The organism is Streptomyces sp. DvalAA-43, from assembly GCF_900091725.1.
Taxonomy (GTDB): domain Bacteria; phylum Actinomycetota; class Actinomycetes; order Streptomycetales; family Streptomycetaceae; genus Streptomyces; species Streptomyces pulveraceus.
In genome coordinates, this window is the sequence record NZ_FMBW01000060.1 from 48,954 (window position 1) to 63,888 (window position 14,935).

Here is a 14,935-nt window from a genome sequence, read left to right on the forward strand (position 1 = left end):
CTTCGGGTGCGGAAGGTGCACTTCGAAGGGTGTCCGGGGAACGTATCGGGGTCTGGGCCACCGCGTATCGGCAGCCACTCCTCTTCGTATCGGCTCTGTAGCAGGGACCGGGCGGTCAGGTCGGCAGGCGCAGGGTGGCGACGGCACCGCCGTCCGGGGCGTTGTCCAGGCGCAGTTCGGCGCCGAGGAGCCGGGCCTGGCCCAAGGCGATGGTCAGGCCCAGGCCGTGGCCCGAGCCGCGCTCCGTCGCGCCCGTGTGGAAGCGGCGCGGGCCGTCGCGCAGCAGGTCCGGGGGGAAGCCGGGGCCGTGGTCGCGGACGACGACGGTACGGCCCTCGACCGTGACCTGTACCGGGGTGCCCCCATGCCGGTGGGCGTTGACGACGAGGTTGCTGACGATCCGTTCGAGGCGGCGTGGGTCGGTCTCCACGGTCCGCGCGGCCTCTTCGCCCAGTGCGTCGGCGACGGTGACTTCGGTGTCGAGGCCTATGCGCGTCACGGCCTCGGACACGACCGCCCCGAGCGGGACACGGGCGCGGACCGGCTGCTCAGCCCCGGCGTCGAGCCGGGAGATCTCCAAGAGGTCCTGGACCAGGCCGCGCAGGTCGCGCACCCGGGCCCGGAGCAGATCCTCCGTCTCACCGGGCGGCAGCAGGTCGGCGGCGGCCAGCAGACCGCCGACGGGGGTACGCAGCTCATGGGCCACGTCCGCAGTGAACTGCCGCTCGGTGCGCAGCCGTCGGCCGAGACTGTCCGCCATGAGGTCGACGGTTGCGGCGATGTCCGCCACCTCGTCACGGCCCTTGGTACGCCCGGTGCGGGCATCCAGATCCCCGGCGGAGATCCGGACGGCGGTCTCGGAGACCCTCCGCAGCCGACGCCCCAGCAGCCCGGCTCCGTAGACCGCCAGGGGTACGGCCGCCGCGAGGGCGATCAGCGAGGCCGCCACCATGACCGCGTCGAGCCGGCGCAGTGTGTGGAGCTCCGAGCTCATGTTGACCCGGACGGCCAGCACCCGGTTGCCCGGACCGTCGACCCGCTGGGCGCCCCAGACGCTCGGGCCCACATTCCCGTCGACGACCCCGTCGTAGGCCGTGTGCCGATTGCTGTCGGCCGGGTGCCGCAGCGCGGCGGGAAGGTCGGCCGGATCGAGCTCGGCACCGTCGGTGAGGGTTCCGGTGCGCCGGTAGGCGTCCATGGCCGCGTACACGCTGTTGGTGGCCTGTGCTTCGGCCCGGTCGTGGATGTCCCGCGCGATCCACATGTGCACGAGCACGCCCACAGCCGCCGCTACCAGGCAGGCCGTGGCCGCGGCCAGCCCCGCGATCTTCCAGCGCAGGGACGCACGGGCCGGACGCAGCCGGTGGGGATGCACCGGCCTCAGCGCCTGAGCTTGTAGCCGAAGCCGCGGACCGTCTCGATCCGGTTCCGGCCCAGCTTCCGGCGCAGCCGCTGCACACACAGGTCCACGACCCGGCTGTCGCCGTCCCAGCCGTACTCCCACACGTCCCGTAGCAGGGTGTGCCGCTCAAGGACGATTCCCGGGTGGGCGGCGAACTTCAGGAGCAGCTTCAGCTCGGTCGGGGTCAGCGCCACTGGGCTTCCCGAGACGGACACCTCCAGGCCGCCGGTGTCGATGGTCAGGTCCCCGAAAACCAGCACCTCCTCCTCAGCCGGTGGCAGCTCGTCGCCTCTGGCCCGCCCGGGCTCCGGTGCGGGTGGTGCGTAGGCCGCCCGCCGCAGCAGCGACCGGATGCGGGCCACGAGCACGCCGGTCTCCACCGGCTTGACCACATAGTCGTCCGCTCCGGCCTCCAAACCGGCGACGACGTCGAGCCCGTCGCCGCGAGCGGACATCATCAAGACGGGCACCAGGCTGGTCTCCCGGACTCTGCGGCACAGACCGATCCCGTCCAGACCGGGCAGCATCACGTCCAGAATCAGCAGGTCGAAGCTCTCCTCGCGGAAGAGCTCAAGGCCCGCGAGACCGTCGGCCGCAGCCGCCATCTCGTAGCCGTAGCGCTCCAACGCGACGGTGAAGGACCGGCGCATCAAGTCGTCGTCCTCCACCAGCAACACACGGACAGGGCGCGAAGAGGCCGGAGCCGGGGCGGACGAGGACACGGGCGGATCACTCCTGCTCAGACACTTCAGACGGTTCAGGTGAGGCATCGGTCCCGTACGCACTGAACGCGCGATCGGCGACCTGAAAGGAACGATAAGGCAGACACCAGACCCGGCAACCGCGTCACACGGCGGACCCGCGTCGCACCCTCACCACCCCTTCCACCCGTAAACCTCCAGGCCGGATGGGGTGGAACGGCTCCGGCAGATGCCGGGTCCACGGCGTGTCGGCTCGCGGCCTCCCCTCGCCGCGGCCGGGCTCACCGGCTGATTCGATGGGCAATGAAGCGTTTCCTGATACCCGCCCGATACAAATCCCGAGTTCAGTCCGTGACGACCTGTCGGCCGGGCGGCGGATAGGCCGGGGCGCCCGGCCCCCGAGACGTACGCCCCGGCTCTCGTCCGCTACGACGGCGCCCGGGGCACCAGCTGCTGAAACTTGCGCCTGCCCCGGTGAGCCACGTCTCCGTATGGTCCGGTGCCGGTTGTCCGGCACCGGTTGCGGCATCCTGAGCGGCGCGGGGGCCGGGCGCGGTGGGACAGCGTGATGTCGAGGTGCGCGGCTATCTCCAGCTCGAACCTGCCCAAGACGTTCAAGTCTCGATGCTAGAGCGGCGAGAGGCGGGCGATGTCCTCGTCCGCCCTCCGCCTTGAGCGGGGCCACGGCGGCGTCGATGTCGCACACGTGGGCCCGGGCTCGCATGCCGGGACGGACAACGACGCTTGACGGCCTGCTTCGGATCCTGCGCTCCGGTGAGGAGGTGCAGGAGCCGGATGAAGTTGCGGCAGTGGCCGCCGTCGCAGAACCAGCTGTCGGGCTCGCTCTCGCGGAACCGGCACGACAGGAACAGCCCGCTTTTGCGGACGTGGCGGCTGGTCCAGATGCCGAGTTCGACGCCGGACCGGTGTGGCCCGCGATCTTGCCTGGGCAGGCCCCACCACCGAGGCGAGGACAGCAGGTGAGCCAGGCGCGTGCCTTGGGCACGAGCACGTCGAGGCGCTGCGGTCAGCGGGGTCGCGCCGCATGGTCAACGCCGTCGGCGCAGGCCATCCACCTGATCTCTACTCCCCGGTTTAAAAAGCCACCGTTAGCTGTCACACCCAGCCACGCTCCCGCGCCTTCACTCCGGCCTGAAACCGGGTCCCCGCGTCCAGCCTCCGCATCAACGCCGCCACCCGACGCGTCGCCGTGCGCACGCTGACCCCCAACTGCCGGGCAATGGCCTGGTCCTTGAATCCGGCGTGCAGTAGGCGGACCAGCATCAGCTCCTCCTCGCTGGGTCCCTCCACCACCTCCAGCCCGTCGGAGAGCAACGGCTCGGCCCGCTCCCAGTACGCCTCGAACAACTCCATCAACCCGTCCAGCAGCCCAGACGGATGAACCACCACGATGGAGTCCTTGCTCCCCCCGGTCAACGGCACCACCGCTACCCGCCGGTCCACGATCCGGGCCTTGAAGGGAAGATGCGGCAGCAACCGGGACTTCTCCCCGAGGGCCGCCAGGTTGAGAATCGACTCCAGCCGCCCTGGCGGTTCGATCGACTCCAGGCAGTACACGCCCCGGATGTCCACACCACGCTCCAGCCACTCCGTAGTCGTCGCCGTTTCCCGCTCGTTGTGGTGCGGCTCTCCCACCGGCTCCAGATATGGCGGCTTGTCCAGCGTCCACAGATGCGTGGTGACTGCCCGGCTCAGCTCCTCGACCTTTCGAGCCATCACCTCATGGCCCGTCAGCACCTCCACCAAGGCGCCGGGATCCGACCGCAACTGCCCAGCCCGGTGCAGGCGCTGCAGATCGGCGAACTCCGTCTCCACCCCCGCGAACACCGTCTCCGCCTCCGACCGGCGGCGGTGCAGCAACGCGGACAGGGCCGAGCGCGGACTCACCGCCTCCCACCGGCCCCGCCCCACCCGCCGCACTAGTCCCAGAGCGGCGAGGCGTTTCAACGCCTGCCCGGTACGGGCCGCGCCGGCGTCCACGCTCTCCGCGAGATCAGGTACTGAGCTCTGAGGACCTGTCAGCACCGCTCGGTATACGCCCTCGTCGAACGCGCTCACGCCCACTGCTTCCAGCACAACCGGCCTCCGCTCTCACACGTCGCGTCGGGGCGCCTGGGGCAGGTGCGAACAGTGCAGGTCACCAGCCGATCGTCCCCCCGCAGGTGGCGCTTTTGGTCACCGCGCCAAACACGCCATCAGGTTATCTGGACACCAAGTGATCGCACAGCGTTCACTTCTCTCGAATCGCCTATCGATCACCCTGCGTGAACGGCGGTTCGCCACTCAAGTCGCCGACTCACACCCAGGGCGAGTACCCCCGCTCGCCTGTCCGGCCCGCCCGAACATCCGTGAGGAATCCTGTGACACCTCAGCCACGAAGAGCGTCCCGAATCCGTCGCGGCACCATCGGTGCCCTGCTCACCACCACCCTCGCCGCACTCAGCCTGCCGCTCGCCACCCCAGCCGTCGCGACGGGCCCCGCCGAGCCCCTGGCTGTCGGCAACTACCTGATCACGCTGGCTGACCAGCCCCTCGTCACGTACGACGGCAACGTCGACGACCTCCCCGCCACCCGCCCCGCCGAGGGCCGGAAGCTCGACGTCACCGCTTCGGACGCCAAGCGCTACCGGACGCACCTGATCGCCGAGCAGCGCCATGTCGCCAGGAAGGTCGGCGCGACCGTCCGCCAGCACTACGCCGTCACCACCAACACCTTCAGCGCCCGGCTCAACGCAGCCCAGCTCGTCCAGCTGGCCCGCACCAAGGGCGTCACCAACATCTCCCCTGACCGGATTCACCAAGCCACCGACGACAGGAACTCCTCCGACTTCCTCGGCCTCTCCGGCCACAAGGGTCTGTGGGCCGCCCTCGGCGGTACGGCCAAGGCAGGCCGCGGTATCGTCATCGGCGACATCGACACCGGTATCTGGCCCGAGAGCGCCTCGTTCAAGGCCCCGGCGCTCACGAGCAGGAAGCCCGGCGGCAAGCACGGCAAGAAGCCGTCCAAGGACGACCTCTACCGGCCTTACCTCGACGGCACCACCACCGTCATGCACAAGGCCGACGGGACCACCTTCACCGGCACCTGCCAGACCGGCGAGAGCTTCGCCGCCGCCGACTGCAACCAGAAGATCGTCAGCGCCCGCTACTTCGCCGACGGCTGGCTCCAGCAGGTCCCCGAATCCAACCGGGCCGGCTACATCTCCCCGCGAGACAGCCAGGGCCACGGCACCCACACCGCATCGACCGCGGCCGGTAACGCGGGCGTCCGGGCCACCGTCGACGGCCACGACCTCGGCACCGTCTCCGGCGTCGCCCCCGCCGCCACCATCGCCGTCTACAAGGCCCTGTGGCAGAGCAAGGACGGCAAGCAGGACGGTGGCCTGACCAGCGACCTGGTCGCCGCCATCGACCAAGCCGTCGCCGACGGTGTGGACGTCATCAACTACTCCCTCGGCGGCATGTTCGAGAGCGCGTACGACGACCCGTCCCAGACCGCGCTCCGTAACGCCGCCGCAGCGGGTGTCTTCGTCGCCACCGCCGGGGGCAACGCCGGCCCCGAGTCCGCCAGCCTCGACAACACGGCTCCCTGGACCACCACCGTAGCCGCCGGAACCATCGCCTCGCACACCGGCACGGTCACGCTCGGCAACGGGAAGAGCTACACCGGTATCAGCACCAGCGTGCACGAAACCGTCGGCTCCGCACCGCTCGTCCGTGCCGCCGCCGTCAAGACCGCCGAGGCCGACGCCGCCGACGCCGACCTCTGTGCCGCAGGAACGCTGGACCCCGCACGCACCGTTGGGAAGACGGTCGTCTGCGACCGGGGTGTCACCGCGCGCGTGGACAAGTCCGCCGAGGTCAAGAGGGCCGGCGGCACCGCCATGGTCCTGGTCAACACGCGGAACGAGAGCAGTGACGGCGACCTGCACTCCATACCGACCGTGCACCTGAACGGCCCGGAGGCCACCGCCGTACGCGACTACGCCGCCACGGACGGCGCCACCGCCACCCTCACCAGCGGCGGCAAGGGCGCCACCTACCCGCAGGTCGCCGGCTTCTCGTCCCGCGGCCCCTCCCTCGTCGGCAAGGGCGATCTCCTCAAGCCCGACATCACCGCGCCCGGCGCCACCATCCTCGCCGCCGTCGCCCCGCCCGGTAACCAAGGCCGCGACTTCGACTACCTCTCCGGCACCTCCATGGCGACCCCGCACATCGCCGGCCTCGCCGCCCTCTACCTCTCCGAGCACCCCACCTGGTCCCCGATGAGCATCAAGTCGGCCATGATGACCACCGCTTCCCCCACCAAGACCGCTGACGGCAAGAACAACGGCGATCTCTTCGCCCAGGGCGCCGGAGAGGTCGAGGCCCGCGCGATGCTGCGGCCGGGGCTCGTCTACGACTCCAGCGAGCAGGACTGGCTGGGGTACCTCGAAGGTGTCGGCATCGACACCCGGACCGGAACCGAGGCCATCGATCCCAGCGACCTCAACTACCCCTCCATCGCGGTCGGCGAGCTCTTCGGTACCCAGACAGTCACCCGTACCGTCACCGCTACCTCGGCCGGCACCTACCGGGCCAAGGTCGATCTGCCCGGCGTCAAGGCCACCGTCTCGCCTTCCGTCCTGCACTTCGGTCACGCCGGGCAGAAGCGCACCTTCACCATCAAGTTCGATGTGACCACCGCGCGTTCGGGAATCCTCGACACAGGTTCCCTCACGTGGACCTCCGGCCGCACCACGGTCCGCAGCCCGATCGCCGTCACCCCGCAGAGCGTCCACGCCCCTGCCGAGGTCAAGGGCACCGGCACCAGCGGCGAGACCGCCTTCTCCGTCACTCCGGCCACCAGCACCTTCACGGCCACCGCACGCGGACCCGTCTCCTCGCCCCTCACCAAGGCCACCCTGACCGGAACCGCTGCTGAGACCCACTACGAGACGAACATCCCGGCCGGCGCCAAGGCCGCTCAGATCTCGGTGCACTTCGATGCAGCGGCAGACACCATCGTCGGCGTCGTCTGGGGAGTTATGGTCGACGGCGTTCCGCAGTCAGCCGAGTATGCCGATCCCGACAGTAACGGCACCTCGACCATCTCCCTGGGGCAGCCGAACGCCGGGACGATCTTCGTAGCCGTGGTCGCACTCGGCAGCAGCGATGACACCGTCACCCCGTACACCTATCAGGTGAACCACATCTCCGAGAACAGCCCGGTCACCGGCAAGGTCACCGTCACACCCGACCGCGCCCGTGTCACCCCCGGCACGCCGACCGACCTGACCGCCACCTGGTCCGGCGTCCCTGCGACAGCCCGGTCCACCGCCTGGATCGAATACGCGAACGGTGCGGGCACCTTCCTGACCCTCAACTGACACCGGATGTCGCGCTGACACCTGTCCGGTCATGAACCGCGAGGTTCGGCTCGACAGATCAGCCGGAAGTGGTCGGGCAGTACACGAAGCTCCTGGCAGGCATGGATGATCTCGGTCGAGACCCCGTCTGCCAGGAGCTTCGTCGTGCGGCCCGGTCCCGCCTGTCACCGGCCCGTCCGGACACGCGGATGTACGAGTTCGTTCAGGCGGGCTCTTCGCGGGCCACACAACTCTGCCGACCTGCGAAGCCCCGGTGGTTTGCTTGAGCCGGATGCGGTTGGTAAGGCGCTGTCACGCTGGCGGGTGGCGTGGGAGGATCCTCGGGTTGATCACGGTGGAGGGGGATCGTCCGTGGGGAGCGTGTCGCCGTCGTACAGGGGGCACCGGTACCCGGTCGAGATCATCGCGCACTGTGTGTGGCTGTGCTTCCGGTTCCCGCTCAGTTTCCGTGAGGTCGAGGAGCTGATGCTCGAGCGCCGTGTCATCGTGTCCCGCGAGACCGTGCGCCGCTGGTGTCCGAAGTTCGGGCAGGCGTACGCCGACGCGCTGCGCCGCCGACAGCCACGGCCGGGGGACAAGTGGCATCTGGACGAGGTCTTCATCAAGATCAACTGTGAGCAGAAGTATCTGTGGCGGGTTGTCGACCAGGACGGCGATGTTCTGGACATCCTGGTGCAGAACCGGCGGGACGCGGCCGCGGCCAGGCGCTTCTTCCGCAGGCTGATGACGACGAGGGCGGGGTGCCGCGAGTGGTCGTCACCGACGAGCACCGCCCCCACAAGGGATTGAACAACCGGGCCGAGAACAGTCACCAGCCGACGAGGCAACGCGAACGGTCCATGAAGGGCTTCCGCAGCGTGGGCGGGGCCCAGCGGTTCCTGTCCGCGTTCAGCGGCATCTCACCCCACTTCCGGCCCCGACGCCACCTGATGACCGCACCCGAACACCGAGCCGAAATGACCATCCGCTTCACCACCTGGGAGCAGCACCGGCGTCACGGGCCGACCTACCGCGGCCTGAGCCCAGGCCGGCACCCGGCCCCACCACACCTCGACGCACAGTCAGACACCCACACACCCAACAACGTGACAACGCCCATGGCCCAGCTCAACCGCCACTCCGACCGCTCACCCAGCTGAAGAGCCCCGCGCAGCGGGGTTCCAGCCAGCTGGAAACAGTTGCCGTGAGCCGCGTGCAGTGGCTCGGTGAGTGGGATCTACAGGTGGAAGGGCACGGTGGTGATGACGATTTTGGGGAGGGGGCGGAGCGCGCGTCGTAGTCGTGTGGCGGTGCGGCTGTGGAGGAATTGGTGTCTGCGGTGACGGGTGATGATTTCCGGGAGGATCACGGTGAGGGTGAGGTCCGGGTGCTGCTGGTGGAGTGCTTCGATGTAATGGACGAGTGGGGCGACGGTCGCGCGGTAGGGAGAGACGACGATCTCCAGAGGCAAGCGGTCGCCCCACAGGGTCCAGTAGTTGCGGAAACGCTCGGCTTCTTCCTCGGTGACACTGATGTGGAGGGCGAGGACAGGCTGCTGGAATGACGCCGCGTAGGCGAGGGCTCGCATACCCGCGAGGTCGAGTGTCGCGATCGTGACGACCGACAGGTGGCGGACTTCTTCGGGAAGCTCTTCGTTCTCCTCTGCCACGCCGGGCCTCGGGTGTGTGAATGACGGCCGCTGTGCGGGCAGTGGTCCTTCCGTGATGTGTGTGGGCAGCTCGACTGTGTGGGCACGCAGTCGCAGCGCTGCGCGGGCTGTCTCGTAGTGGTGCCGGATCCTCAGTGTGACCACGAGAAACAGGACGACGGCGACAATGGCCACCCATGCTCCCGCGGTGAACTTGCTGATGCCTGCAGTGATGAAGACCACGGCCGAGAGCAGGCAACCGGCGGCGTTGAAGAGCAGGCTCTTGCGCCAGTGGCGGTCTCGCAGCCGCCACCAGTGCACGACCATCCCGGCCTGCGAGAGGGCGAAGGCGAGGAATACCCCGACCGCGTAGAGGGGGATCAGCGACGATGTCAGGCCGTCGAACGCGATGAAGACCAGGGCCGCTGCCAGCGAGAGCAGGAGGATCCCGTTGCTGTAGGCCAGGCGGTCCCCGAGGCGCATGAAGAGCCGTGGTGCGTAGTCGTCGCGGGCCAGCAGGGACAGCACCCGGGGAAAGTCGTTGTACGCGGTGTTGGCGGCCAGGAGCAGGACGGCGGCCGTGGCCGCCTGGATGAAGACGTACATACCGCCTGAGCCGAAGCTGAGGTGTGCCAGTTGAGAGAGCACGGTCTCCCGAGTGCCGGGCACCACCCCGCTGAGGTGGATGAGGATGATGGTTCCGGTGAACATGGCGATGAGGAGGCCGACCATCCAGGTCAGCGTGGTGCGTGCGTTGCGCCACTCGACGGGCCTGAACGCCGGTACGGCGTTGGAGATCGCCTCGATGCCGGTCATAGCGGTGGCGCCGGAGGAGAAGGCCCGCATGATCAGGAGCAGGCCGACTGTCTCGGTGACGGCGACCGGTGGTGCCGGGCGCGGCTGGAATCCGTGGTCGGCCGCGTCCGCCAGGCCGAAGGCGATGAGGGCGAACATGGCAGCGATGAAGGCATAGGTCGGGGCCGCGAACAGTACACCGGCCTGACGGATTCCGCGCAGATTTCCGGCCAGGAGAAGCACAATCACCGCGACACCGATGGGCACCGTGTCCGAGGCCAGTGAGGGAATCGCGGAAGTGATCGCCGCTACCCCCGAGGCGATGGAGACGGCGACGGTGAGGACGTAGTCGATCATCAGTCCGGCCGCGGCCACCAGGCCGGGTACCCGTCCCAGGTTGTCGCCGGCGACGATGTAGGAGCCGCCGCCGTGCGGATAGGCCCGGATCGTCTGACGGTACGACAGGCCAACCGCCAGCATCAGGAGGACGATCACCCCGGCAACCGGTAACGAGTACGCAAGTCCAGCCGTACCGGCCGGGACAAGGATCGCGAGCATTGCCTCGGGCCCGTATGCGACTGAGGACAGAGCGTCGGCAGAGAGGACCGGCAGGGCCACAAGCTTGCGCATCCGTTCAGTCACGACGGCGGAGCTCCTCAGCGCCGTCCCCAACAGAATCCGCCGAAACCGTAACTCCGCACGCCCCAGCCGCCCTGCGGGCGGCTCCTCCATATCGATCTGTTCTCCTGCCGGGTGTTGCCTCAGCAGGGAGATGGGCACCAGACGCCCGAACTTGGCTGGCCGGATCTGCGCCGCCGGCGGGAACCTTCCCAGATCGGGATCCACCGGCAGAGCGTGGCGCCACACCTCCGGGGCGGCCGTCACCCGCCCCCACTCCCGCCCCACCCGGCGCAGCACGCGCAACTGCTGTGTGTCCAGTCCCGGTAGCTGAGCAGCAGGGCCGGGTGGGCCTTCCGGCCCTGCGCGTGGACTTCCGTGCGTTTCCGTCACACCGTGCAGTGTCGCCGATGACAGAACCTGGGGACCGGAGCGACATGGCTGTCGACGGTCCTCTCCCGGGCACGGGGAACGCGGCGACCAGCACCGCAATGCCGCGCCAGCAGCCGTTCGTACGCGAGCTCACGGCCCACGACCCGTGTCCGGGTGTGCTGCTCTACCTCGCGACACTCGGCTGCAAGGTGTGGCCGCGCTCCCGGTCCCGCCTCCCGGCCCGCTCCCGAGCCGTCCCCGCGGAAGGACATCGATGACGACCCTGGCACTGGCCCCGACCGTGCACGCCACCGCCACCGAAACCGGCATGGTGCTGCTCGACGAGCAATCCGGCCGCTACTGGCAGCTCAACCCCAGCGGCGCACTTATCCTGCGCGCCCTCCTCGACGGCGCCCCCACACAACGCGGCCGCCGGCCCCGTCAACCGGTATCCCGCGCTCGACCCCGGGCAGGCCCACCGCGACGTCATCGCTCTCCTCGAACGCCTGCGCGATACCCCGCTGGTGACCTCGTGACCATGTTCTCCGCTCCCGAAACCCCGGTGCCGCTGACCCGCCGCGAACGCATCGTCGCGCTGCTCGCCGTCACGGCGACCCGCTGCCTCATCGGCCTGGCGCCCGGTCGCCTGCACCGGGTCCTGGAAGCCCTCAGGGGCGGCACCGCGCAGGCACTCGCCGCCCGACAGGCCATCGTGGGCGTTAACTCGACAACCAGCTCGGCGAAGTGTCGGCGTGTCACACCGGTGAAGGCAGTATGGGACAGGGCGGAACGATCCAGGGCAACAGTCACATCTCCCGATCGTGCCACCCGTCGCTGACATTGTGTCGGTCGCTCAGAAGCTGTGCGATACGGGCTTCAGCCGCAGCCGGACGTAGTCATGGTCCAGCGGTCCTGGACGGCGCGCTCCATCCGGCCGCCACCCGTTTCGGGCGTAGAAACGCTGCGCACGGGTGTTGGAAGCCCAGCACTCCAGCACGCGTCCGCAAGCGGGCCCGGGAAGCTCGCCGAGCAGCGCCGTGCGGACCTCGATCAGCTCGGCATGCGCTGGTAGACGGCCGGAGCACAGGACATGGGAGGGGCCCGGGATCCGACTTGGGTTCTAGTAGTGCTTGGTCATACGCGCTCTGCGACGGCGTGTCTTCTTGATGGGTCGTGTCGTTGACAGGATGTGCTGAGTGGGGAGTTGGCTGCGGTCCGGTGTGATCTGGAGGACTTCGCGGCGGAGATGTTCGAGCCGTTCGCGCGGGCGGATCAGCATCGGTGGGGTGGCTAGGGGTGGGGCCTATCTGCAGGGCCTGTTGCTGGACGGCGGGCGTAAAGTCGGTGGAGCCGATGGCCGCACGCCTGGGTGAGGACGGGAACCGGCAGGCCCTGGCCCGCTTCGTTACCTCCAGTCGGTGGGATGCGGCGCATGTGCGGGCCCGGTTGGCCTGGCGCATGCAGCCGGTCATCAAGCCCACCGCACTGGTCATCGATGACACCGGGTTCCTCAAGGACGGGGATGCGTCGGCGTGTGTGACCCGGCAGTACACCGGCACCGCGGGCAAGGTCACCAACTGCCAGGCCGGGGTCTCGCTGCACCTGGCTTCCAACGGCGCCTCGACGGCGGTGAACTGGCGTCTGTTCCTGCCCGAGAGCTGATCCCGCCTCGCCGAAGGCCGACCCGGTCAAAGTGGTCCGTCGTGACAAGTGTGCCATCCCTGCCCAGGTGGGCCATGTCGAGAAGTGGCAGCTGGCCCTCGACATGATCGACGAGACGCGGTCCTGGGGCATCGAGGTGCCCCAGGACATCGCCGACGGCGGCTATGGCGACACCGCCGCCTTCCGGCTCGGCCTGGAAGAACGCGGTCTCGACTACGCGGTGGGCATCTCGACCACGACCACCGCGCAACCCGAAGACGCACAGCCCTGCACCCCGGCCGCGGCCCACGAACACCGAGCGGGAGCACCGCCACCACGCCGTCGTCGAGCAGGTCATCGCCGACAGCAAAGCCTCCGCCCTGGCCCACCTGCCGTCGGGACACTTCCACGCCAATGCCGCCTGGCTGATCCTGTGGGCGATGGCCTACAACCTGCTGCGGGCCGCCGGGGCACTGACATCCGCCTTCCACGCCAAGGCCACCCTCCGCTCCCAGCTGGTCCAGGACCCGGCCCGGATCGCCCGCTCCGCACGGCGCGTCACCCTGCACCTTCCGCGCAACTGGCGCTGGCAAAAAGCCTGGACGCACCTGTTCGACACCGTCCACCGCCCACCCGAACCCGCCTGACAGTCTCTGCCTGAGCTCGCGGCTCATGCCTGACGGTGTTCCGGATTCGACGTATGGATACCGTTTTCGAGCGTGCGGATGACAGTGGAGACGATGCCGTGCCTCGGCAGCCCACAGGCCTCGGCGTCCTGGTACCCGGTGTACACCAGCGACCAGAGCACACGTTGGATCCAGGTGGGAGTGACGTCCGGGTCGAAGGCGCCTTCGGCTTGCCCGCGCTTGATGAGAGTGAGCACCGGGTCATCGAGAGGCTCCGGTGTCTTTGCTGCGCCGCGGCCTTCCAGAACGCGTGGATCGCCGAAGAGGAATACCAGCCGGTCGCCGACCGCCACCATCGCCGTGACCAGCCTGCGCATCGCCTCGATGGGGGAGCCCTGGTCGATGGCCGCGTCGGCCACCGACTCATCGATCGCCGCGATGGAGTCCTCGATGGCTGCGCTGATGAGCCCGGTGCGGTCGGAGAAGTAGCGGTGCAGTGTCGTGCGGCCGACGCCGGCGGCGTCTGCGATATCCGCCAGCGTGGCGTGATAGTCACGGCCGAGCACAGAGGCGGCCGCGCTGAGGATGGCGCGGCGTGTACGACTCCGCGTTCGTGCTCCCGCGGCCTCGGGTCCAGACTCCTTCATGCTGGTCACTGTACTACCAGACCCCAATAAGTTACATCGCTGGTCATTAATGGAACATCAGTGTTCCATTAGGTGATACGTTTGTCCCCCTGGTGACCTTTGCTCAGAGGAGGAACGGCGATGGCCCGCGGAGACCGGCGTCACCCTGAGAACGTGGCCGGAGACTGGTTCGTCGACGACCGCTGTATCGGCTGCGGAGGTTCGGTCTCGCTCGCGCCGACGCTGTTCGGGCTGGCAACCGACGGCGAGCATTTCGTCATGACCCGCCAGCCGGCCACCGAAGACGAGATCCTGCAGGCACAGCTCGCCGCCGAGGTGTGCCCGTCCCGGTCGATCGGCACCGAATCCGGCGTGACGTGGCGGCGACACCACCCCTTGGAGATCACTCCCGGCACCTGGCGGACGGGCTCGAACTCGCCCAAAACCGCAGGCGGCAACGCCTTCCTCGTGCAGCGCACCGAGGGCAACCTCCTCGTCGACGCGCCGCGCTTCACCCCGTCACTCTGCGCCTGGATGGAATCGCTCGGTGGAATCACGGCGATCTTGCTGACGCACCGCGACGACGTCGGCGACGCCGAGCGCTATGCCGGTGCATTCGGCTCTGACGTGGTCGTCCATGCCGCCGACGCTGACGCCGCCCCATTCGCAGGCCGGATCCTGAGTAGTGCCGAGACCTGCGAGGTTGCCGCCGGCGTGCTGGCGATCCCCACCCCCGGGCACACCGAGGGACACGTCATGTACCTGAATGACGACGGCACCCTGTTCACCGGCGACTCGCTCGGCTGGGACCCCTATCGTCATGACCTCAGCGCGGAACCGTCTGTGTGCTGGTACTCCTGGCCCGCCCAGGTCGGCTCACTCCAGCGGCTCGACGGCTTCGATTTCGCACGGGTCGTTCCCACCCACGGCACGATGAGCCCGACGCTCGAACCGGGCGACATGCGCCGGCGGCTGCAGGCGCTGGTTGCCCGCCTGCAGCGCGACCTGGCGGACGAGTAGCACGCCCCACTCGCACGGGTTCGCGGCGCTGACGCGAACCCGTGCGAGTGGAGCGTGAGGTGGGGGCGGTCGGACGGTTCCCGCGTTGCCAGAGTCGGCAGTTGGCAGGCACGCGGC

9 protein-coding genes and 2 pseudogenes are annotated in these 14,935 nt (G+C 68.9%); 6 read left to right on the top strand and 5 right to left on the bottom strand.

Annotated features, from left to right (window positions below):
* Positions 1-115: 115 nt before the first annotated feature.
* From GA0115234_RS24565 to GA0115234_RS24575, 3 genes are all read right to left on the bottom strand, one after another.
* Positions 116-1,375, bottom strand: a complete 1,260-nt coding sequence (locus GA0115234_RS24565) for a sensor histidine kinase (protein ID WP_093545522.1) — start codon at positions 1,373-1,375, stop codon at positions 116-118.
* A 5-nt stretch (positions 1,376-1,380) separates the two neighbouring features.
* Complete coding sequence (gene cseB / locus GA0115234_RS24570; protein WP_218107188.1) at positions 1,381-2,079, bottom strand: two-component system response regulator CseB; 699 nt, start codon at positions 2,077-2,079, stop codon at positions 1,381-1,383.
* 1,140 nt (positions 2,080-3,219) lie between these two features.
* Positions 3,220-4,182, bottom strand: a complete 963-nt coding sequence (locus GA0115234_RS24575; protein WP_256088798.1) for a helix-turn-helix transcriptional regulator — start codon at positions 4,180-4,182, stop codon at positions 3,220-3,222.
* 302 nt (positions 4,183-4,484) lie between these two features.
* Here GA0115234_RS24575 and GA0115234_RS24580 point away from each other — a divergent pair, with 302 nt between their 5' ends.
* Together GA0115234_RS24580 and GA0115234_RS24585 are read left to right on the top strand one after the other, a co-directional pair.
* The gene (locus GA0115234_RS24580) at positions 4,485-7,493 is read left to right on the top strand and encodes a S8 family serine peptidase (RefSeq protein WP_256088799.1); all 3,009 of its coding nucleotides are present in this window, start codon (positions 4,485-4,487) and stop codon (positions 7,491-7,493) included.
* 360 nt (positions 7,494-7,853) lie between these two features.
* Positions 7,854-8,410, top strand: a pseudogene (locus GA0115234_RS24585) (IS6 family transposase); the annotation flags it as partial.
* A 299-nt stretch (positions 8,411-8,709) separates the two neighbouring features.
* Here GA0115234_RS24585 and GA0115234_RS24590 read toward each other — a convergent pair.
* Entirely contained in the window at positions 8,710-10,545 is a 1,836-nt protein-coding gene (locus tag GA0115234_RS24590) for an APC family permease (RefSeq protein WP_237541702.1), read from the bottom strand.
* A gap of 634 nt (positions 10,546-11,179) precedes the next feature.
* Between GA0115234_RS24590 and GA0115234_RS44420 the strand changes: the two genes are divergently transcribed.
* From GA0115234_RS44420 to GA0115234_RS24605, 3 genes and pseudogenes are all read left to right on the top strand, one after another.
* A complete protein-coding gene (locus GA0115234_RS44420) occupies positions 11,180-11,743 on the top strand; it encodes a PqqD family peptide modification chaperone (protein ID WP_343335953.1) in 564 nt (187 codons plus the stop codon).
* 408 nt (positions 11,744-12,151) lie between these two features.
* Positions 12,152-12,847, top strand: a pseudogene (locus GA0115234_RS44425) (IS701 family transposase); the annotation flags it as partial.
* Entirely contained in the window at positions 12,732-13,193 is a 462-nt protein-coding gene (locus tag GA0115234_RS24605; RefSeq protein ID WP_093545533.1) for a transposase, read from the top strand. The pseudogene GA0115234_RS44425 and the gene GA0115234_RS24605, both read left to right, overlap by 116 nt.
* A gap of 23 nt (positions 13,194-13,216) precedes the next feature.
* On the opposite strand, the gene GA0115234_RS24610 is transcribed toward GA0115234_RS24605, so the two are convergent.
* Positions 13,217-13,819 carry a TetR/AcrR family transcriptional regulator gene (locus GA0115234_RS24610; RefSeq protein WP_093545602.1) on the bottom strand — a complete coding sequence of 201 codons (603 nt, stop codon included), beginning with the start codon at positions 13,817-13,819 and terminating at the stop codon, positions 13,217-13,219.
* A gap of 153 nt (positions 13,820-13,972) precedes the next feature.
* Between GA0115234_RS24610 and GA0115234_RS24615 the strand changes: the two genes are divergently transcribed.
* Positions 13,973-14,818, top strand: a complete 846-nt coding sequence (locus tag GA0115234_RS24615; protein ID WP_161275656.1) for a 4Fe-4S domain-containing protein — start codon at positions 13,973-13,975, stop codon at positions 14,816-14,818.
* Positions 14,819-14,935 lie beyond the last annotated feature (117 nt).